Here is a 19817-nt window from a genome sequence, read left to right as displayed (position 1 = left end):
GGGGGGAACGGGCCCCCTCACCCCCTCCGCCGCGCCAGCACCACCGCTCCCCCGCCGGCCAGCACCAGCGCGAGCGCGCCTCCCACGACGTACGGGGTCGCCGCGCTCCCGCCCGTCCGCGCGAGACCGGCCTCGGCGCGGGCGCCCTGCGGCTCGAGGTCACCGGCGGGTTCGGCGCCCGACGGCGCCTGCTCCGTCGCCTCCGTCGCCTCGGTCGCCTTGGTCCCCTCGGTCGCCTCGGTCTCCGAGGTCCCCTGGGTCTCCGAGGTCTCGCTGGCCCCCTCCGCCTTCCCCGTCTCGGCCTTCCCCGCCTCCGCCTTCCCCGTCTCGCCGCTCTCCCGCTCCGCCGGGGGCGCCTCGCAGGTCGCCTGGGCCAGCGTCACCGTGCCGGTGACCTCGGCGACGTTCAGGTTCGACGGGTCGACGGAGACCATGAGTTCCAGGGCGGTGGCGGCGGCCGTGCGGGAGGTCGTCGCATGCCGCGACAGGTCGAGCCGGACCTCACCGACACCCGGCACCTTCACGTCGGTCGGGCCACCGGCGGAGAGGGTCACCCGCTTGCCCAGCACCGTCACCGCGCCCAGCGGGGTGGAGGTGGCGACCGGTGTCCTCCCGGCCTCGCAGACGGCCTTCGCGGAGACGGCCTCGATCTCGACGAGCGAGAGCAGCGGCAGCCCGGGCACATGCACCCTGGCGCGGGCCAGGCGGGTGGACGCCTCGGCCCTGCCGCCTTCCACGGTCGCCTTCGCCTCGGCCGCGTCGGCGCGCAGCACACTGAACGGGCGACCGCCGTCGACGCCGTCCAGGTCGACGGTGAGCGCGGTCCGCCGCGCGCTCCGCGGCGCCCGGACCTCGTTGAGGGAGACGGTGAGCGGGACGTCGACGGTCTTGTCGAGCAGGGACACGTCGAGGCCGGTGCGCAGCACCACGGCGCTCGCGCTCCCCTCGTCGGTCGCGTGCGCGGAGGGCGCGCCGGCCAGGGCCGCGGGACCGGCGGCCAGGGCGGTGACGGCCACGACGGTGGCGCAACGGCGTGCGGGCATGCGGAAGGTGTTGCCGTTCAAGGTGGTGGGACCCCCGGAGAGAACGCTTGGGACGTCGAAAGAATGTCGCACCACCGGCCGTTCGACAGCGGTCCCGCCGGAGTTCACACCATCGTGGCGCATCCGTGCACGCGTTCGAAATGACGGTGCGGTCCGGGCGCACTCCGGCGATCCGGGCGCACACCGGCGATCCGGGCGCACACCGGCGGTCCGGACGCCCGTTCAGCCCACGACCCGCCCGTTCAGCACCACCCGCAGCGGGGCTCCCAGCACGCGTACGTCCGTGCGGGGGTCCCGTTCGTACACCACCAGGTCCGCCGCCGCGCCCTCGTCCAGGCCGGGGCGGCCGAGCCACGCGCGGGCGGCCCAGGTGGCCGCCGCGAGGGCCTGGACCGGCGGGATACCGGCCGCCACCAGCTCCGCGACCTCCTCCGCCACCAGGCCGTGGGGCAGGGTGCCGCCCGCGTCGGTGCCGACGAAGACCGGGATGCCGGCGTCGTGGGCGTTGCGGACGGTGTCGTAGCGGCGCTCGTGGAGGCGGCGCATGTGGGCCGACCAGCGGGGATACTTCGTCTCGCCGCCGGCGGCGAGCTTGGGGAAGGTGGCGATGTTGACCAGGGTCGGGACGATCGCCACACGGTGCGAGGCGAAGAGCGGGACGAGGTCGTCCGTCAGGCCCGTCGCGTGTTCGACGCAGTCGATGCCCGCCTCGACCAGGTCCCGCAGACTGTCCTCGGCGAAGCAGTGGGCCGTGACGCGCGCGCCCAGCCGGTGGGCCTCGGCGATCGCCGCCTCGACGGCGCCACGCGGCCAGCAGGCGGCCAGGTCGCCCGCGTCGCGGTCGATCCAGTCGCCGACGAGTTTCACCCAGCCGTCGCCCCGCCGGGCTTCCCGGGCGACGTACGCCACCAGGTCCTCCGGCTCGACCTCCCAGGCGTAGCCGCGGAGGTAGCGGCGGGTGCGGGCGATGTGCCGGCCCGCCCGGATGATCTTCGGGAGATCCTCGCGGTCGTCGGTCCAGCGGGTGTCGGAGGGGGATCCCGCGTCGCGGATGAGGAGCGTCCCGGCGTCCCGGTCGGTCAGCGCCTGCCGCTCCGCCACGTCCCGGTCGACGGGCCCGTGCGCGCCGAGGCCGACGTGGCAGTGGGCGTCGACCAGGCCGGGCAGGGCCCAGCCCGTCACCGTGCGCACGTCCCGGGCGCCGGCGGGGCGGTCGTAGGAGATCCGCCCGCCGACGATCCACAGTTCGTCGCGGACGTCGTCGGGTCCGGCCAGGACCCGGCCCTTCACGTGCAGCACCGGCTCATCGCTCATGTACGGCACCTTAGTCAGGCACCGGCCGGGCGCCGTCGTCCCCGCCGGGCCGGACCTTCCCCGGGAAGGGAGGGGCGGGCCCTCTCGGGCGGTCCGGTCCGCTCCGGGACGTGCCGGTTACCCTCGTCACGTCCACCCCGTGAGTGAAGTGAAGAGAGCACCGCCGTGACACACCCGTTCCTGGACCTGGCCCCGCTGGGCGCCGGCCGCTTCGCGTCGATCGAGGACCGCGTGGCGCGCCTGCTGAGCACCGAGCAGGACGTCGTGATCATGCAGGGCGAGGCGCTGCTGCCGCTGGAGGGCGCGATCCGGGCGACGGCCGGGCCGGGCACGACCGCCCTGAACGTCATCACCGGCCCGTACGGGCAGACCTTCGGCGACTGGCTGCGGGACTGCGGCGCCACGGTGGTCGACCTGGCGGTGCCGTTCCACACGGCGGTCGGCGCCGAGCAGATCCGCCGGGCCTTCGCCGAGCACCCGGAGATCGACTTCGTGTCCCTGGTGCACGCGGAGGCGGCCACCGGCAACACCAACCCGGTCGCGGAGATCGGCGAGGTGGTGAAGGAGCACGGCGCGCTGTTCTACCTGGACGCGGTCGCCTCCGTGGGGGCGGAGCCGGTGCTGCCGGACGCGTGGGGCGTGGACCTGTGCGTGATCGGCGCGCAGAAGGCGATGGGCGGCCCGGCGGGCGTGTCGGCGGTGTCGGTGAGCGAGCGGGCGTGGGCACGGATGGCCGCGAACCCGCGGGCGCCGCGCCGCTCGTACCTCTCCCTCCTCGACTGGAAGGAGCGCTGGGTCGACGGCGGCCGCAAGGCGCTGCTGCACGCGCCGGCACAGCTGGAGATGCTGGCGCTGGAGGCGTGCGTGGCGCGGATCGAGGCGGAGGGGCTGGAGCGGGTGATGGCCCGGCACGCGTCCGCCGCCGCGGCGACCCGCGCGGGCGCGGCGGCCCTGGGCGGCGGCCTGGAGCCGTACGTGCACGAGGCGGCGCACGCGGCGCCGGTCGCCACGACCCTGCGTTCCCCGTCGGGCGTCTCCGCCGCGAAGCTGGTGGCCCGGGCGCTGGCGAGCGACCCGGCGCTCGCGCTGGCGGCGGGCGGGGGCGCGCTGGCCGAGGAGATGATCCGCGTCAACCACTACGGCGCCGACGCCACGCCGGGCGCGGTCCGCGGCTCCCTGACGGCCCTGGCCGGGGCCCTCGCCGACGAGGGACGGGACGTGGACCTCCAGGGCGCGCTGCGGGCGGCGGACGCGGCCTGGCAGTAGGACGTCCCGCGGGTTCTGCGTCGACGGCGCCGGGGCAACCCGGCGCCGTTCGCGTACCCGGAAAAGGCCGGACGAGCCCCCGCATTCGGACGGCCCACCGGATTAATAATGCGCGGTAATTCCGCAATCCACCCCACCCCAATTACTTGCCGATGACTTTCTCGGGTTCTTCTGCCCGGAATCCCAGTAGCTAAACGCGGGAAGTTTTCGGTGGGATTGCGAGCGCGTGACGCATTGCACAGCACCACCTTTATGCACCCTTTTGCGCGGTACAAATCAGCACATACCCCCCGACGATCACACGGGCATCACACAACCAGCGCCCCCTCTCCATGCATTTTCTAATTCGCGTCGGTAAGTTCAATCCGCATGACTGCCACACAAGCAGACCTGCTGATCGACCGCCCGTCGGTGGCCGACGGGGCCGCGCTCTGGCGCATTGCCAAGGAATCCGGAAAGCTCGACCTGAACTCCTCCTACAGCTATCTGCTGTGGTGCCGTGACTTCGCCGCCACCTCGGCGGTGGCGCGGGCGGAGGACGGGCGGCCCGTCGGGTTCGTCACCGGATACGTCCGGCCCGAGGCCCCGCAGACCCTGCTGGTCTGGCAGGTGGCGGTCGACGCCGCGTACCGCGGCCGCGGACTCGCGGCCGCCCTGCTCGACGGACTGACCGCACGGATCACCGCCGAGCGCCCCGTCACCACCGTCGAGACCACCATCACCCCGGGCAACACCGCCTCCGAGCGGCTGTTCACCTCCTTCGCCGCCCGGCACGGGGCGGACGTCACCCGCGAGGCGCTGTTCGGCTCCGCCCTGTTCCCGGACGGCCCGCACGACCCGGAAGTCCTCTACCGCATCGGCCCGTTGACCTCCGCCTGAGCTCACCCCCCACACCGTCACACCGAGGAGCGTTCCGCCGTGACCATCACCCAGCCCGACCTGAGCGTCTTCGAAACCGTCGAGTCCGAGGTGCGCAGCTACTGCCGCGGCTGGCCGGTCGTCTTCGACCGCGCCCGGGGCAGCCGTATGCAGGACGAGGACGGCCACCAGTACCTCGACTTCTTCGCCGGTGCCGGATCCCTCAACTACGGCCACAACAACCCCGTCCTCAAACGGGCGCTGATCGACTATCTGCTGCGCGACGGCGTCACCCACGGGCTCGACATGTCCACCGTCGCCAAGCGGTCCTTCCTCCAGACCTTCCAGGACCTGGTGCTGCGGCCGCGCGACCTGCCGTACAAGGTCATGTTCCCGGGTCCGACCGGCACCAACGCCGTGGAGTCCGCGCTGAAGCTGGCGCGCAAGGTGAAGGGGCGCGAGGCGATCGTGTCGTTCACCAACGCCTTCCACGGGATGTCGCTGGGGTCGCTCGCCGTCACCGGCAACGCGTTCAAGCGGGCGGGCGCGGGCGTCCCGCTCGTGCACGGCACGCCGATGCCGTTCGACAACTACTTCGACGGCACCGTCCCCGACTTCCTCTGGTTCGAGCGGCTGCTGGAGGACCAGGGGTCCGGGCTGAACAAGCCCGCCGCCGTGATCGTCGAGACCGTGCAGGGCGAGGGCGGCATCAACGTCGCCCGTCCCGAGTGGCTGCGGGCGCTGGCGGAGCTGTGCGAGCGGCAGGACATGCTGCTGATCGTCGACGACATCCAGATGGGCTGCGGCCGCACCGGGGCCTTCTTCTCCTTCGAGGAGGCCGGGGTCGTCCCGGACATCGTCACCGTGTCCAAGTCCATCAGCGGCTACGGACTGCCCATGTCGCTGTGCCTGTTCAAGCCCGAGCTGGACGTGTGGGAGCCGGGCGAGCACAACGGCACCTTCCGCGGCAACAACCCCGCGTTCGTCACCGCCACCGCCGCCCTGGAGACGTACTGGTCCGACGGCTCCGCCATGGAGAAGCAGACCCGTGCCCGCGGCGAGCAGGTCGAGCGGGCGCTGATCTCCCTCACCGAGGAGAACCTCGCCGACGTCAAGGAGTACCGGGGCCGCGGACTGGTCTGGGGCCTGGAGTTCCACGACAAGGCGCGCGCCGAACGGGTGGCGCGGCGCGCCTTCGAGCTCGGGCTGCTGATCGAGACGTCCGGACCCGAGAGCGAGGTCGTCAAGCTGCTGCCCGCCCTCACCATCACCCCGGAGGAACTGGACGAGGGCATGGCCATCCTCGCCCGCGCCGTCCGGGAAACCGCCTGAGACCCCAGGTCAGGAAGGAAGTCACACCGTGATCGTCCGCTCGTTCAAGGACATCGAAGGCACCGACCGGCATGTGAAGTCGGCCTCCGGGACGTGGGAGAGCAAACGCATCGTCCTGGCCAGGGAGAGGGTCGGCTTCTCCCTCCACGAGACGGTCCTCTACGCGGGCACCGAGACGTCGATGTGGTACGCGAACCACATCGAGGCCGTCGTCTGCGTCGAGGGCGAGGCCGAACTGACCGACCACGAGACCGGGCGCACCCACACCATCACGCCCGGCACCATGTACCTCCTCGACGGGCACGAGCGGCACACGCTGCGCGTCAAGGAGGACTTCCGCTGCATCTGCGTGTTCAACCCGCCCGTCACCGGACGGGAGGACCACGACGAGAACGGCGTCTACCCGCTGCTCACCGAACCCGAGCCCGAGGAGGTCTGAGAGACCCGTGACCACGCACCTGACCCCCGCGACCGCCGCCCCCGCCGCGACCGGCTTCCCCGACCTCTACCCCAGCCGCGGCGCCACCGAGGTGACCGTCCCCCGCCAGGACCCGGTCGTCTGGGGCGCGCCCGACGCACCCGGCCCGTTCGAACCGCTCGACCTCCATGCGTTCGAGCGGGACGGCTTCGCCACCGTCGACGCGCTCCTCACGGACGACGAGGTCGCCGTCTACCGGCGGGAACTGGACCGCCTGGTGGCCGACCCGGCGATCCGGGCCGACGACCGGTCGATCGTCGAGCCGGCGTCCCAGGAGATCCGGTCCGTCTTCGAGGTGCACCGGATCAGCGAGGTCTTCGCCCGCCTCGTGCGCGACGAGCGGGTCGTCGGCCGGGCCCGGCAGATCCTCGGCTCCGACGTGTACGTCCACCAGTCGCGGATCAACGTCAAGCCGGGCTTCGGCGCCTCCGGCTTCTACTGGCACTCCGACTTCGAGACGTGGCACGCCGAGGACGGTCTGCCCCGGATGCGGACGGTGTCCGTCTCGATCGCGCTGACCGAGAACCACGACACCAACGGCGGGCTCATGATCATGCCGGGCTCGCACAAGACGTTCCTCGGCTGCGCCGGCGCCACGCCGAAGGACAACTACAAGAAGTCGCTCCAGATGCAGGACGCGGGCACGCCCTCCGACGAGGCGCTCACCACGATGGCCTCCGAGTACGGCATCAGGCTGTTCACGGGCCGGGCCGGTTCGGCGACCTGGTTCGACTGCAACTGCATGCACGGGTCCGGCGACAACATCACGCCGTTCCCGCGCAGCAACGTCTTCATCGTGTTCAACAGCGTCGAGAACGCGGCGATGGAGCCGTTCGCGGCGCCGGTGCGGCGGCCCGAGTTCATCGGGGCGCGGGACTTCACCCCCGTCCGGTGAGGTGAGCCGGGGGCCGCCCGCCCGGCGCCGCCGCGGGCTCAGCCCGACAGCGCGTCGAGCAGGCGGTCCACGTCCCGGGCCGTGTTGTACAGGTGGAAGGACGCGCGCAGGTTGCCCGCGCGGTCGGAGACCTCGATGCCCGCGCCGCTCAGCTCCCGCTGCCGGACGCCGAGCCCGGGCACCGAGACGATCGCCGAGCCGGGAGCGGGCACGGGCGCGTGGCCGAGGTCCGCGAGCCCGGCCCGGAACCGGTCGGCGAGGGCCACGTCGTGGGCGTGGACGGCGGCCACGCCGAGTTCCTCCACGAGGTCCAGGGAGCGGCGCAGTCCCGCGAACGTGAACAGGGCGGGGCTGAGGTCGAACCGCCGTGCGGAGTGGGCGAGTTCGGCCACGGGGCCGTAGCAGCTGTCCCACGGCGCCTCGCCCGCGACCCAGCCCGCGAGCAGCGGCGTCAGCCCGCCGAGGTCCTCCGGGACCACGAGGAAGGCCGCGCCGTGCGGGCCGAGCAGCCACTTGAAGGAGACGGCCGCGGTGAAGTCGTCGGCGTCGGCGTGCATCGGCAGCCAGCCCGCGGACTGGGAGTGGTCGACGTAGGTGCGTGCGCCGTGCGCCCGGGCCGCCTCCCGCAGGGCGGACAGGTCGGCGATCCGGCCGTCCGCGGACTGGGCGGCGCTGACCGCGACGAGCGCGGTGCCGGGCCGGACGGACTCCGCGATCCGCTCCAGCGGCACGGTGCGGACCTTGAGGTCGCCGCGGACGTGGAACGGGTTCAGCACCGAGGTGAAGTCGTCCTCGGCGGTGAGCACCTCGGCGCCCGCGGGCAGCGAGGCGGCGATGACCCCGGTGTGCGCGGCGACGGAGGAGCCGACCGCCACCCGGGTGGCGGGGACGCCGGCCAGCCGGGCGAACGCGGCCCGGCAGGCCTCCACGTCCTCGTAGAGCGGGGTCAGCGGCCTGCCCTCGGCCCGCAGCACCGCCGCCTCGTGCAGGGCGGTGACCGTACGGGCCGGGAGCAGGGCGTTGCTCGCGGTGTTGAGGTAGGTGCTCTTCGGGGCGAACTCGGCGCGGACGAGGGTGTCGAAGGTCTGCGGGCTCAGGCTGCTCCGCCCGGTCGGCCGGGACGCCGGCTCCCGGCTCTGCGCGGTCTCGGTGCTCTCCGTGCTCTCCGTGCTCTCCATGGCTCCACTCTGCGGCCCGCGGAAGTCCCCGTCCATCGCGTCTTCCTACGCTGTACCCCCAAGGAACGCTTATGAGACGGGCGCCACCTGCGCCGTCCCGTCTCAGGACCGCGGCACCGCACACCCGTCCGGACCACAGGCCCCGGCGTCGCCCGCGTCGACGTGCGCCAGCGGTGGGCGCGCGTCCCAGGCCCGGGTCAGCGCCTGCGCGAAGACCTCGGCGGGCTGGGCGCCGGACACGCCGTAGGCGCGGTCGAGGACGAAGAACGGCACGCCGTTCGCCCCGAGCCGGGCGGCCTCCCGCTCGTCGGCACGGACGTCGTCGGCGTACGCGGCCGGGTCGGCGAGCACCGCGCGGGCGGCACCGGCGTCGAGACCGGCCTCGGCGGCGAGCTCGACCAGCCGCTCGTCGCCCTCGGTGAACAGCGACCGCTCCTCGGCGAAGTTCGCCCGGTACAGGAGCTGGAGCAGCTCGTCCTGGCGGCCCCGCTCCTTCGCGAAGTGCAGGAGGCGGTGCAGGTCGAAGGTGTTGCCGTGGTCGCGGCCCCGGGTGCGGTACTCCAGGCCCTCGGCGGCGGCCTGGGCCCCGAGGTTCTCCTCACCGGCCTGTGCCTGCGCCTCGCTCATGCCGTACTTCCGGGTGAGCATCGTGAGCACCGGCTCGACGTCGCCCTGGGCCCGGCCGGGGTCCAGTTCGAAGGAGCGGTGCACCACCTCGACCTCGTCCCGGTGCGGGAAGGCCGCGAGCGCCTTCTCGAAGCGGGCCTTGCCCACGTAGCACCAGGGGCAGGCGATGTCGCTCCAGATCTCGACGCGCATGGATCGGCTCTCTTCGGGGTCGCTCGGACGTTCGGGCGCGGAGACTCCTCTCCGACGGGTGCGTGAACGTTCAAGTGTCCCCGGGCATTCCCGGCCGCGCTCAGCTCCCGTCGCGCAGGTCGTCCGGCCACGTCGGCCGGAACTCCAGGTGGTCGTAGGTGACCACGCAGCCCTGTCCCATCGGGGACTGCGTCATGAAGCCGACCAGGGCCGCGCCCGTCTCCTTCTCGTCGCCCAGGGTGAACAGCCGGACGAAGGTCCAGCGTGCGCCGTCCCGGGAGGCGTGGAAGGCGAGGGCCCGCCCGGTCCGGCTGATCCGCAGCCAGACCGTGCTGCCGTCCACCGTGAAGGAGTTGGCGTCGTCGGAGTGCCCCCGGGTGACCACCGTGCAGACGGTGGGCACGTCCGGGGAGTACTCCAGGCAGAGCTTGGCCCAGGCCCGGTCGCCGACGTGGACGTAGAGCACGCCCGCGTCGAAGGCGCCGTTGAACCCGACGGTGACCCGTGCGACGAGCTGGAAGTCCCCTTCGGGCGCCCCGAGCAGCCGGGGCGCGTCGGTGGCGGGGTCCAGCGCCTCCCCGGTGGGCGGCACGAACCGGTCCTGCCGGGGACCGGCCCACCCGGTGAGGACTCCGTCCTCGTAGGACCAGTACCCGTCAGGACCGTAGGTGCGGAGAGGGAAGGGCAGTTCGGGGAGTTCGACGTCCATCCTCAGAGTGTCCCGGTTCCCTCTCTCCGCGTCTGCGGCGTGATCCGAACGGCAGGCCCCAGGTGTCTCAGCGCTCGAGGTGGTTGTTGAAGCGCCGGGGCAGACCGAGCGGGTTGTCGTCGCGCAGCTCGGGCGGCAGCAGCGCCTCGGGGGCGTTCTGGTAGACGACCGGCCGCAGCCACCGCTCGATGGCCGTGCCGCCCACGGAGGTCGACGTGGACGTCGTGGCCGGGTACGGCCCCCCGTGGTGCTGCGCCGGGGCGACGGCGACGCCCGTCGGCCAGCCGTTGACCAGGACGCGTCCGGCGAGCGGGGTGAGGTCGGCGAGGATCTCGGAGCCGCGGCCCTCGCCCGCCGCCTCGCCCTCGGACAGCTGGACCGTCGCCGTGAGGTTGCCCGGCAGCCGCGACAGGACCGCCTTGACCTCGCCGTCGGAGTCGTAGCGGGCCACGACGGTGACCGGCCCGAAGCACTCCTCCAGGAGCAGGTCGTACTCGCCCTCCTCGGCCAGCCGGGCGGCGGGGACGGTCAGGAACCCGGCGCTGACGGTGTGCTCCCCGCCGGCGCCCGGCGTCACCGGGGACTCCACGTCGGGCAGTTCGGTGCGCTCGGCGACCCCCGCGATGAAGTTGTCCCGCATCCGGTGGTCGAGCAGCACGCCGGCGTCCGTGTCGCCGACCGCGTCCGTCAGCGACTTGACCAGCCCGTCGCCGGCGGCACCGGACGGCACCAGCACGAGGCCCGGCTTCACGCAGAACTGTCCGACGCCCAGCGTCATCGACCCGGCGAGGCCGGTGCCGATCGCCTCGGCGCGCTCGGCGGCGGCCGCCTCGGTCACGACGACGGGGTTCAGTGAGCCCAGCTCGCCGTGGAACGGGATCGGCACCGGCCGGGCCGCCGCCGCGTCGAACAGCGCACGTCCGCCCCGGATGGAACCGGTGAAGCCGGCGGCGGCGACCAGCGGGTGGCGGATGAGCTCGACGCCCGCCTCGAAGCCGTGCACGAGCCCGACGACGGCCGGGTCGACGCCGTGTTCTGCGGCGGCGTCCCGCAGCACCTGGGCGACCAGCTCGGACAGGGCCGGGTGGTCGGGGTGGGACTTGACGACGACCGGGCAGCCCGCGGCCAGCGCGCTCGCGGTGTCGCCGCCGGCGACGGAGAAGGCGAAGGGGAAGTTGGAGGCCGAGTAGACGGCGACGACGCCCAGGGACACCTTGTAGCGGCGCAGGTCCGGGACGGGCGGGGTGGCCGTGTCGTCGGGGTGGTTGATGACGACGTCGAGGAAGGCGCCCTCGTCGACGATGCCGGCGAACGCGCGCAGCTGGTAGCAGGTGCGGGCGAGCTCACCGCCGAGGCGGACCGGGCCGAGCGCGGTCTCCGCGTCGGCCACCTCGACCAGGCGGTCCTTGGCCGCCTCCAGCCGGTCGGCGGCGGTGCGCAGGAAGGCGGCGCGGACGGTGCGGTCGGCGAGCGCCTCACGGGTGGCGTGGGCGGCGCGGACGACGGAGTCCACCTCCTGGGCCGTCGCCTCCACCGCGACCTGCTCCCGCTGCTTCCCGGTTCGGGGGTCGACACTCCAGACTGGTGCTGCTGCCACCGCGGGTCCTCCACGCGCTCTGTCTCATAGGCGTTCGATATACTGAACGCCGTCTCTGATGATGAATATGCTGTTGGAGACTATTTCCGTCGATGGAAGGGGTCAAGGGCGATGTCGGCTGGCGAGACGGGGGGCGGGGCGCAGGTCAAGTCCGCGGTACGGACGGTTGAACTGCTGGAATACTTCGCCGGTCGCCCCGGTATGCACTCCCTCGCGGCGGTCCAGGAGGCCGTCGGCTACCCCAAGTCGAGTCTGTACATGTTGCTGCGCACGCTCGTGGATCTGGGCTGGGTGGAGACCGACGCCACGGGCACGCGCTACGGCATCGGCGTGCGGGCCCTGCTGGTGGGCACCTCCTACATCGACGGCGACGAGGTGGTCGCGGCCGCCCGGCCGACGCTGGACCGGCTCTCGGACGACACCACCGAGACCATCCACCTGGCCCGCCTGGACGGCACCAACGTCGTCTACCTCGCCACCCGCCAGTCCCAGCACTACCTGCGGCCCTTCACCCGGGTCGGCCGCCGCCTCCCGGCCCACTCGACCTCCCTCGGCAAGGCGCTGCTGAGCACGCACACCGACGAACAGGTCCGCAAGATCCTCCCCGAGACGCTCCCGGCGCTCACCGAGCACACCATCACGGACCGGGAGAAGCTCATCGAGGAGCTGCACCAGATCCGCGAGCAGGGCTTCGCCGTGGACCGTGAGGAGAACACGCTGGGCCTGCGCTGCTTCGGCGTGGCGATCCCCTACCGCACCCCGGCGCGGGACGCGATCAGCTGCTCGGTGCCGGTGGCCCGGCTGACGCCCGCGCACGAGCAGATGGTGAAGGACGCGCTGTTCGACGCGCGCGACCGGCTGACCCTGGCGACCCGGAGGCTCTGAACGGTGCGGGTGGTGCTCCGCGAGGTCCACGACAGCGACCTGCCGGTCTTCTTCCGGCAGCTCAACGATCCCGAGGCCCTGCGCATGGCCGCGTTCACCCCGGAGGACCCGGCCGACCGGGCCGCCTTCGAGGCGCGCTGGGAACGCCTCCGCTCCACCGCCGTGGTCCGCACGGTCCTGGCCGACGGGGACGTGATCGGGAACGCGGCGGTGTACGGGGAGCCCGGCGAGCGCGAGGTCACGTACTGGGTGGACCGCGCCTACTGGGGGCGGGGCGTGGCGACGGCCGCGCTGCGCGGACTGCTGGCCGAGGTGACGGAACGGCCGCTGTACGCGCGGGCGGCGGCGGACAACGCCGGCTCGCTGCGCGTGCTGGAGAAGTGCGGGTTCCGGGCGACGACCCGGGCCAGGGGGTACGCGCCCGCGCGCGGTGCGGAGATCGACGAGGTCGTGCTGCTGCTGGAGTGAGGCGGGCCCGCCGCCGCGGCCGCGCCGGGCGCCGGATGAACGGACGATGAGAAAACCGGGCGGATGGGAACGTTTCCCCTCCGCCCGTTCGTCTTCCGGACGCCATGAACAAAACGATCAGGCGCGCCTCGGTCTTCGCGCTGCTGCTGGTGTTCGCCCTGCTGATCCGGGCGACCTGGGTGCAGTTCTACGAGGGCCGGGCGCTCGCGGACGACAACGACAACCGGCGGGGCGCGATCAAGACGTACGCGGCGCCGCTCGGGAACATCATCGTGGCCGGCCGGGCGGTCACCGGCTCGGCGGCCACGACCGGCAGCGACCTGGAGTACAGACGCACGTACACGGACGGCGAGCTCTACGCCGCGGTCACCGGCTACGCCTCGCAGAGCTACGCCCCGACGCAGCTGGAGGGCATCTACGCCGACCTGCTCAACGGCACGGACAGCCGGCTGACGACCGCGATGGACACGGTCACCGGCCGGCGGGCCGACCCGGGCAACGTGATCACCACGATCGACCCGGACGTGCAGAAGGCGGCCTACGACGCGCTCGGCGACACCAAGGGCGCGGCGGTCGCGATCGACCCGTCGACCGGCCGGATCCTCGCGGTCGTGTCGACGCCGTCGTACGACCCGTCGTCCCTCACCGACGCCGACTCCGCCGGTACGGCCTGGAAGAAGCTCACCTCGGACGAGGACAAGCCGCTCACCAACCGCGCGCTGCGGCAGCCGCTGCCGCCGGGCTCGACGTTCAAGCTGGTGGTCGCGGCGGCCGCGCTGGAGGACGGGCTGTACGCGTCGGTGGACGAGAAGACGGACAGCCCGGACCCCTACACGCTGCCGGGCACGACGACGGTCCTGAAGAACGAGAACACGTCCGCGCCCTGCGAGGACGCCTCCATCCGGGTCGCCCTCCAGTACTCGTGCAACAACGTCTTCGCGCACATGGCGGTCCAGCTCGGACAGGACACGGTGAAGGCGATGGCCGAGAAGTTCGGCTTCAACGACGAGACGCAGGACGTGCCGGTGCGGGCGTACCCGAGCGTGTACCCGTCCGGCATGGACGAGTCGTCGACCGCCCTGACCGGTATCGGCCAGTACGACGTGACGGCGACCCCGCTCCAGATGGCCATGGTGTCCGCCGCCATCTCCAACGGCGGAGAGCTGGTCTCGCCGCATATGGTCGCGCAGATCACCGACGGCGGCGGCGATGTGCTGGAGAACTACGACGACGAGGCCTCGACCACGCGGATCGTCAGCTCCGGCACGGCCGAGCAGCTGCGGTCGGCGATGCGGACGGTCGTCGAGAAGGGCACGGGCACGAACGCGCTGATCGACGGGGTCACCGTCGGCGGCAAGACCGGCACCGCCCAGCACGGCGAGAACAACAGCAAGACCCCGTACGCCTGGTTCACGTCGTACGGCGAGGCCGACGGCGAGCAGGTCGCCGTGGCGGTGGTCGTGGAGCAGTCGGACGCGGCGCGGTCGGAGGTCAGCGGCAACGGACTGGCCGCGCCGGTCGCCAAGGCCATGATGCAGGCGGCGCTGAGCGGTTGAGGCGGGCCGCGCGACCGGCGTGCGGGTCCGCCGCGGCCGGTCGCGCGGTTCCCCGCGCCCCTCAGGGTGCGCCCGTCGCCGGAGTCACCGCCCGACGCCGAGCAGCTGCTCGACGGGGTCGATCGCGAAGTACACGACGAACAGGGCCGAGGCCCCCCACAGCAGCCAGTGGACCTCCTTCGCCCGGCCCAGCACCGTCTTGATCACCACGTGGGCGAGGAAGCCCGCGCCGATGCCGTTGGTGATGGAGTAGGTGAACGGCATCACGGCGATCGTCAGGAACGCGGGGACGGCGATCTCGTACCGGTCCCAGTCGATGTTCTTGACCTGGGTCATCATCAGGAAGCCGACCACGACCAGCGCGGGCGCGGCCGCCTGGAGCGGGACGATGGTGAGCAGCGGCGTGAGGAACAGGGCGAGGGCGAAGAGGCCGCCGGTGACCAGGTTGGAGAAGCCGGTGCGGGAGCCCTCGCCGACGCCGGCGGCGGACTCGATGTAGGAGGTCGCGGAGGAGGACGAGGCCGCGCCGCCCGCGACCGCCGCCGCGCCGTCGATGAGCAGCACCCGGCCGAGGTGGGGCACCTTGCCGTCCTCGTCGAGCAGGTTCGCCTCGGCGCTGATGCCGACGACCGTGCCCATGGTGTCGAAGAAGTCCGACAGGAGCAGGGTGAACACCAGCAGGACGACGGTGACGGCGGTGGTCTCGGCGAACGCGCCGAACACGCTGAAGTGACCGATCAGACCGAAGTCGGGGGTGGAGACGACCTCGTCGGGCCAGGACGGGGTGGTCAGGCCCCAGGACTCGACGTCGGCGACCGAGTCGATGACGATCGCGAGCACCGTCATGGTCACGATGCCGATCAGGATGGCGCCCTTGACCTTGCGGGCGAGCAGCGCGACGGTCAGCAGCACGCCGAGACAGAAGACCAGGACCGGCCAGCCGGAGAGGGTGCCGGCGCCGCCGAGCTGGACCGGGACCGTGGTGTTCGCGGCGTCCGGGACGCGGCTGACGAAGCCGGCGTCGACGAAGCCGATGAAGGCGATGAACAGGCCGATGCCGACGCTGATCGCGTGCTTCAGCTGCTGCGGGACGGCGTGCATGACGGCCTCGCGCAGACCGGTCACCACCAGGACGCAGATCAGCAGGCCTTCCAGCACGATCAGGCCCATCGCGTCGTCCCAGCTCATCAGCGGGGCGATCTGGAAGGCGACCACCGCGTTCAGGCCGAGGCCGGCGGCGAGCGCGAGCGGCAGATTGCCGCCGACCCCCATGACGATCGTCATCACGGCGGCCACCAGGGCGGTGGCGGTGGTGAGTTGGACGACGTCGAGGGAGTGCCCGAACTTGTCCTTCGCGCTTCCCAGGATGATGGGATTCAGGACGAGGATGTAGGCCATCGTGAAGAACGTGGCGAAGCCGCCGCGTATCTCCCGGCCGAACGTCGATCCCCGTGCGGAGATTCTGAAGAACCGGTCGACGCTGTTCGCCGCCGGGGGCGGGACAGTTGACCGGTCGGCCGCCTTCTGCACCTCGGACATGACGGGCCCTCCTCGTGACCTGGTGGATCGGTGTGCGGATGCTGGCTGGATTGTTCCCGCGTCGAACCCCCTTCGGGTTTTCGCCGTGTTACGGAATCGGGGTGGGTCAACGTTCGGACCGTCATACGGCGTTCGAACCCCCGATCAAGAACCGACAGAGACCGCTGCTACGCTTCCGGCTCTCGTCCCGGCACCCTCTCGGGACATCCTCATGTCATTCACATGACACGCACGGCAGGCGCCCCGCCGGGTGCCGGTAGTCACCGAGAAGAGGTCACCCGTGGGCACAGTCGTCGACGACGCAGCCTCCGTGGAGTTCCATGCCTTCTTCGAACGCCACTACGCCGAACTGTCCCGGCTCGCCTTCCTGTTGACCGGCGAGGCGGACACGGCCGACGATCTGGCGGCGGACGCGCTGCTGGCGCTGTGGCACCGCTGGGACCGGGTGCGCGCGGCCGACCATCCGGTGGCCTACGCGCGGGGCGTCGTCGCCAACCTGGCCCGCACCCGTATCCGCAGCGCCGTCCGCGAGCGCCGCAGGATCTCCCTCTTCTGGTCGCACCGCGAGGAGAGGACGGAGAACCCCGACGTCGCGGGCGTGGTGGACGTGCAGTCGGCGCTGCGTAGACTCCCCTTCCGCAAACGGGCCTGCGTGGTGCTGCGGCACGCCTTCGACCTCTCGGAGAAGGACACCGCCCTCGCCCTGGGGGTCTCGGTGGGTACGGTGAAGAGCCAGACCTCGAAGGGAATGGCCGAGTTGCAAAGACTGCTCGGCGCTCAAGGAGCTCCGCGGAAGGTGCACGCCGTGATGGCGGCGCGCACCGGTGAGGCCGGAGGAAGGAACCGATGACGATGCGGCAGGACGTGCACGACGAGCTGCGCGCCCGGCTGCACGAGGCGGCCGAGGCGCACGAGCCCGACCGCGCGCGCATCCTGGCCCGGATCGAGCGCGGCATGGCGGGGCAGGACCGGGCCGCCGGCCACCGGGCGAGCCGGCCGCCCCTGTGGGGCTGGGCGCGGATCGTCGGCGCGACGGCCGCGGTCGCGGGCATGCTCGCGGTCGGCGGTTACGCAGTGGCGTCCGCGGTGAAGGACGACCCCCCGCGGCCGCAGACGGTGGCCGTCTCGCCGCCGCCGGTGGAGTCCCCCAGCGCCACGAGCCGCCCGCCGGCCTCCCCGTCGGCGACGCCCGGCGGCTCCGCGGGCGCGGAGGAGGAACCGGCCGGGCCGAGCAGTTCCCCGCCGAGCACCGCGGAGCCGACGCCCTCGGCACCGCCCGCCGTCACGCTGCTGCCGCCCAACGATGACGACGACGACGGGCCGCTGTGGTCCGACGGTTCCATCGACCCCCACAGCAACGACTTCTGGGCGCAGAGCAACGTCACGGTGAGGGCGAAGCAGGAGGTCACCGCGCTCACCGTGCAGTTGAGGATCGCTCAGACCGGCGGGGTCTCCTCGACCGGCGCCTGGCGCTCGCTGCCGGAGGACGACTTCACCCTGACCGTCACCGAGCAGGACGGCTCCCTGGTCTACACCTGGGTGCTCAAGGAGGGCCGTACGCTCGCCGCGGGCGAGTGGGTGTTCGCCGGGCAGTACGACCACGACCGCGGCGGCCGCGACGCCGAGGACGACAGCTATGTGATCGCGGGCGAGGCCGACGGCGAGGAACGCTCCCTGGGCGGGGACTTCGCCGTCCACGACGACGACGCGTAGGAGGAAAGCCCGGAGACCGCGGCAACCCTTTCCCGGCCGGTGGCGACCACACGGCACGAGAGTCACCACCACCTGAGGAATGGGCACATGACTGCACCAGCACGACCGCGCGCCCGGCACCGCCGCCAGGCCACCCGGCGGCGGACGCTGATCGCCGGCTCCGCCGCCCTCGCGCTCTCCGGCGCGGCGCTCGTCACCACGACGACGCTGTCCTCCGCGGGCGCCGCGACCGCCTGGCCGACGGCCACCGGCAGCAAGGCCGTCACCTCGACGATCTCGGTCTCCGGTACCTACGACGGCGGGCTCAAGAAGTTCTACGGCTCCGGCGGCCTGGGCGGCGACGGCCAGGACGAGGGGCAGGACCCGATCTTCGAGCTCGCCGACGGCGCCGTGCTGAAGAACGTCGTCATCGGGACCCCGGCCGCGGACGGCGTCCACTGCAAGGGCTCCTGCACGCTCCAGAACGTGTGGTGGCTGGACGTCGGTGAGGGCGCCGCCAGCTTCAAGGGCACCTCGTCGTCGGCCGTGTACACGGTCTACGGCGGCGGCGCGAAGAACGCCGACGACAAGGTCTTCCAGTTCAACGGCGCCGGCAAGCTGGTGGTCACCAAGTTCCAGGTCGAGAACTTCGGCAAGCTGGTGCGCTCCTGCGGCAACTGCTCGAAGCAGTACCGGCGGACCGTCATCGTCAACGACGTGGACGTGACCGCGCCGGGCACGGCGATCGTCGGCGTCAACGCCAACTACGGCGACACGGCGGCCCTGCGCAAGGTCCGCATCCACGGCGACAGCGGCAAGAAGATCAAGACCTGCGTCCGCTTCACGGGCAACACCACCGGCGCCGAGCCGACCGAGATCGGCACCGGCCCCTCCGGGACGACCTGCGACTTCACGTCGTCCGACCTCACCTACGACTGAGCCGGCCGGGCCTCAGTCCATGGCGGCGCCGATCGCCGTCGAGCCGGTGGTCAGGAACGTCGTCGAGGGCAGCGAGCCGTCGGACGCGCGCGGGCCGTACGCCGTCGTCGCGTCCGTCGACCTGAACGACGGGGTGCTCACGCCGCTGTCCCAGCTGTTGGCCGCGGACACCGTCGACGAGCCCCGTACCACCGGGCCGCCCCGGTTTCCCACGGAGAGGTTCCGGGCCAGGCGGGCCGTACCGGTCGCGAAGGAGAACCCGGCCCGCGCGTTGGCGTAGGCCGTGTTGCGGTGGAGGTCGACGGCCCCGGTGTTGGAGTTCTCGGTGAACCCGTCGAGCGCGTTGTCCCAGGCCGCGTTGTCGCTGACGACGTGTCCGACCGCGACGCCCCCGCCGCCCAGCTCGAAGCCGTTGCCGTTGCCGAAGGCCCAGGAGTGCTCGACGGTCACCGGTGTGGAGAACTGCCACAGGTCGAGCCCGTCGTCCACGTTGTCGTGGAGACGGGCTCCGGTGATCCGGTTGCCGCTTCCCGAGCCGAACGTGACCGCGATGCCGTCCGCGTTCCGGCCGTGCCCGGCGGCGTCGTGGTTGCCGTGGCTGTCCAGGTTCCGCACGAGGTTGCCGACGGTGCCGTCGCCGCGCAGGGTGAACCCGGAGCCGCCGTTGTCGGCGGTGACCAGGTTCTCGAAGACACCGCCGGTCGAGGAGGTCACCACGAGTCCCTGCGCCGGCGCCTTCCGGAAGGTCAGGTTCCGCACGGTCCAGTAGCTGCCGTGGATCCCGGCGAGCCAGGAGCCGTCGGGCAGCTCGGAGCCGTCGATCCTCACCTTCTCGCCGTCGTGGGCCCGGAGGGTGATCCGGTGCGCGGGGGTGCCGCCGGCCGTCGACCTCAGGGTGGCCGTCGGGTGGTAGGTGCCGCCGCGGACCTCGATGACCGTGCCGGCGACCGCGTTCCGCACGGCCGACTCCAGCTGCGCGGTGGTGGAGACGGTGACCGTCGTCGACGCGGCCCGCGCGCCGCCCTGGGTCAGGCCGAGGTGGACACCGCCCGCTCCCGCTGCGAGCGCCACGGCGGCGGCGATCGAGAGGGTGCGCGTCCTGCGGTGGCGTCCGGTGCTCAAACGCACGGGGCGTTCCTTTCCTGGAAGGGACGGGGAGCGGTGCCGGACCGGAGGGGCCGCCCCGGTCCGGCACCGCACCCCAGTCGCCGCCCCGGCCGGAGAGGTTGCCGGGTCCGCGCGAAAAAGA

At 72.4% G+C, this 19817-nt stretch carries 19 protein-coding genes; 11 read left to right on the top strand and 8 right to left on the bottom strand.

All coding sequences use genetic code 11. The features are described from left to right. Positions 1–17: 17 nt before the first annotated feature. Positions 18–1064 carry an SCO1860 family LAETG-anchored protein gene (locus ACFYWQ_RS40015; protein WP_389524597.1) on the bottom strand — a complete coding sequence of 349 codons (1047 nt, stop codon included), beginning with the start codon at positions 1062–1064 and terminating at the stop codon, positions 18–20. 201 nt (positions 1065–1265) lie between these two features. After that, positions 1266–2357, bottom strand: coding sequence for an amidohydrolase family protein (locus ACFYWQ_RS40010; RefSeq protein ID WP_389524594.1), 1092 nt, complete (start codon positions 2355–2357; stop codon positions 1266–1268). A gap of 165 nt (positions 2358–2522) precedes the next feature. Here ACFYWQ_RS40010 and ACFYWQ_RS40005 point away from each other — a divergent pair, with 165 nt between their 5' ends. The 5 genes from ACFYWQ_RS40005 (at position 2523) to thpD (ending at position 7186) form a co-directional block, all read left to right on the top strand. Next, entirely contained in the window at positions 2523–3623 is a 1101-nt protein-coding gene (locus ACFYWQ_RS40005; RefSeq protein ID WP_389524591.1) for a pyridoxal-phosphate-dependent aminotransferase family protein, read from the top strand. Between the two features lie 369 nt (positions 3624–3992). After that, entirely contained in the window at positions 3993–4502 is a 510-nt protein-coding gene (ectA, locus tag ACFYWQ_RS40000; protein ID WP_389524587.1) for a diaminobutyrate acetyltransferase, read from the top strand. Positions 4503–4541: 39 nt separating this feature from the next. Then, positions 4542–5813 (top strand): diaminobutyrate--2-oxoglutarate transaminase, encoded by a 1272-nt coding sequence (gene ectB, locus ACFYWQ_RS39995; protein WP_389524584.1) that lies wholly within the window; start codon positions 4542–4544, stop codon positions 5811–5813. 28 nt (positions 5814–5841) lie between these two features. Next, positions 5842–6252, top strand: coding sequence for an ectoine synthase (locus tag ACFYWQ_RS39990; protein ID WP_389524581.1), 411 nt, complete (start codon positions 5842–5844; stop codon positions 6250–6252). 7 nt (positions 6253–6259) lie between these two features. After that, the gene (gene thpD, locus ACFYWQ_RS39985) at positions 6260–7186 is read left to right on the top strand and encodes an ectoine hydroxylase (protein WP_389524578.1); all 927 of its coding nucleotides are present in this window, start codon (positions 6260–6262) and stop codon (positions 7184–7186) included. 38 nt (positions 7187–7224) lie between these two features. On the opposite strand, the gene ACFYWQ_RS39980 is transcribed toward thpD, so the two are convergent. From ACFYWQ_RS39980 to ACFYWQ_RS39965, 4 genes are all read right to left on the bottom strand, one after another. Next, positions 7225–8400, bottom strand: a complete 1176-nt coding sequence (locus tag ACFYWQ_RS39980) for an aminotransferase class V-fold PLP-dependent enzyme (RefSeq protein ID WP_389524575.1) — start codon at positions 8398–8400, stop codon at positions 7225–7227. Positions 8401–8466: 66 nt separating this feature from the next. Next, positions 8467–9183, bottom strand: coding sequence for a DsbA family oxidoreductase (locus ACFYWQ_RS39975; protein ID WP_389524572.1), 717 nt, complete (start codon positions 9181–9183; stop codon positions 8467–8469). A gap of 100 nt (positions 9184–9283) precedes the next feature. After that, on the bottom strand, positions 9284–9892 hold the full coding sequence (locus ACFYWQ_RS39970; protein ID WP_389524569.1) for a DUF1349 domain-containing protein: 609 nt from the start codon (positions 9890–9892) through the stop codon (positions 9284–9286). A gap of 67 nt (positions 9893–9959) precedes the next feature. Continuing rightward, positions 9960–11489, bottom strand: a complete 1530-nt coding sequence (locus ACFYWQ_RS39965; RefSeq protein ID WP_389524566.1) for an aldehyde dehydrogenase (NADP(+)) — start codon at positions 11487–11489, stop codon at positions 9960–9962. 111 nt (positions 11490–11600) lie between these two features. On the opposite strand from ACFYWQ_RS39965, the gene ACFYWQ_RS39960 reads away from it, so the two are divergent. From ACFYWQ_RS39960 to ACFYWQ_RS39950, 3 genes are all read left to right on the top strand, one after another. Next, on the top strand, positions 11601–12374 hold the full coding sequence (locus tag ACFYWQ_RS39960) for an IclR family transcriptional regulator (RefSeq protein ID WP_389524563.1): 774 nt from the start codon (positions 11601–11603) through the stop codon (positions 12372–12374). A gap of 3 nt (positions 12375–12377) precedes the next feature. Then, positions 12378–12842: a GNAT family N-acetyltransferase gene (locus ACFYWQ_RS39955; protein ID WP_389524559.1), complete on the top strand. Its 465-nt coding sequence runs from the start codon at positions 12378–12380 to the stop codon at positions 12840–12842. Between the two features lie 104 nt (positions 12843–12946). Then, on the top strand, positions 12947–14398 hold the full coding sequence (locus tag ACFYWQ_RS39950; RefSeq protein ID WP_389524555.1) for a peptidoglycan D,D-transpeptidase FtsI family protein: 1452 nt from the start codon (positions 12947–12949) through the stop codon (positions 14396–14398). Positions 14399–14482: 84 nt separating this feature from the next. Here ACFYWQ_RS39950 and ACFYWQ_RS39945 read toward each other — a convergent pair whose 3' ends face one another. Next, positions 14483–15937 (bottom strand): NCS2 family permease, encoded by a 1455-nt coding sequence (locus ACFYWQ_RS39945; protein ID WP_389524553.1) that lies wholly within the window; start codon positions 15935–15937, stop codon positions 14483–14485. A gap of 280 nt (positions 15938–16217) precedes the next feature. On the opposite strand from ACFYWQ_RS39945, the gene ACFYWQ_RS39940 reads away from it, so the two are divergent. The 3 genes from ACFYWQ_RS39940 to ACFYWQ_RS39930 all read left to right on the top strand — a co-directional run bounded on the left by ACFYWQ_RS39940 (position 16218) and on the right by ACFYWQ_RS39930 (position 18568). Further along, positions 16218–16787 carry a SigE family RNA polymerase sigma factor gene (locus ACFYWQ_RS39940; protein WP_389524551.1) on the top strand — a complete coding sequence of 190 codons (570 nt, stop codon included), beginning with the start codon at positions 16218–16220 and terminating at the stop codon, positions 16785–16787. Continuing rightward, the gene (locus tag ACFYWQ_RS39935; protein ID WP_389524550.1) at positions 16784–17650 is read left to right on the top strand and encodes a hypothetical protein; all 867 of its coding nucleotides are present in this window, start codon (positions 16784–16786) and stop codon (positions 17648–17650) included. Before ACFYWQ_RS39940 ends, ACFYWQ_RS39935 begins: the two co-directional genes overlap by 4 nt. A gap of 87 nt (positions 17651–17737) precedes the next feature. Continuing rightward, positions 17738–18568 carry a pectate lyase gene (locus ACFYWQ_RS39930; protein ID WP_389524548.1) on the top strand — a complete coding sequence of 277 codons (831 nt, stop codon included), beginning with the start codon at positions 17738–17740 and terminating at the stop codon, positions 18566–18568. A 12-nt stretch (positions 18569–18580) separates the two neighbouring features. On the opposite strand, the gene ACFYWQ_RS39925 is transcribed toward ACFYWQ_RS39930, so the two are convergent. Next, positions 18581–19696 (bottom strand): right-handed parallel beta-helix repeat-containing protein, encoded by a 1116-nt coding sequence (locus ACFYWQ_RS39925; RefSeq protein WP_389524546.1) that lies wholly within the window; start codon positions 19694–19696, stop codon positions 18581–18583. Positions 19697–19817: the final 121 nt, after the last annotated feature.

The organism is Streptomyces sp. NPDC003247, assembly GCF_042888135.1.
In the GTDB taxonomy this organism is placed as follows: domain Bacteria; phylum Actinomycetota; class Actinomycetes; order Streptomycetales; family Streptomycetaceae; genus Streptomyces.
Note: the sequence above shows the minus strand (reverse complement) of the source record. Positions and strands in the feature narration are given on the sequence as shown.

Bases quoted from the DNA above. Each gene is read 5' to 3' on its own strand.
- ACFYWQ_RS39945 (WP_389524553.1), bottom strand. From the start codon at position 15,937: ATGTCCGAGGTGCAGAAGGCGGCCGACCGGTCAACTGTCCCGCCCCCG.
- ACFYWQ_RS39975 (WP_389524572.1), bottom strand. From the start codon at position 9,183: ATGCGCGTCGAGATCTGGAGCGACATCGCCTGCCCCTGGTGCTACGTG.
- ACFYWQ_RS40010 (WP_389524594.1), bottom strand. From the start codon at position 2,357: ATGAGCGATGAGCCGGTGCTGCACGTGAAGGGCCGGGTCCTGGCCGGA.
- ACFYWQ_RS39950 (WP_389524555.1), top strand. From the start codon at position 12,947: ATGAACAAAACGATCAGGCGCGCCTCGGTCTTCGCGCTGCTGCTGGTG.
- ACFYWQ_RS39935 (WP_389524550.1), top strand. From the start codon at position 16,784: ATGACGATGCGGCAGGACGTGCACGACGAGCTGCGCGCCCGGCTGCAC.
- ACFYWQ_RS39980 (WP_389524575.1), bottom strand. From the start codon at position 8,400: ATGGACGGGGACTTCCGCGGGCCGCAGAGTGGAGCCATGGAGAGCACG.
- ACFYWQ_RS39970 (WP_389524569.1), bottom strand. From the start codon at position 9,892: ATGGACGTCGAACTCCCCGAACTGCCCTTCCCTCTCCGCACCTACGGT.
- ACFYWQ_RS39960 (WP_389524563.1), top strand. From the start codon at position 11,601: ATGTCGGCTGGCGAGACGGGGGGCGGGGCGCAGGTCAAGTCCGCGGTA.
- ectA (WP_389524587.1), top strand. From the start codon at position 3,993: ATGACTGCCACACAAGCAGACCTGCTGATCGACCGCCCGTCGGTGGCC.
- ACFYWQ_RS39930 (WP_389524548.1), top strand. From the start codon at position 17,738: ATGACTGCACCAGCACGACCGCGCGCCCGGCACCGCCGCCAGGCCACC.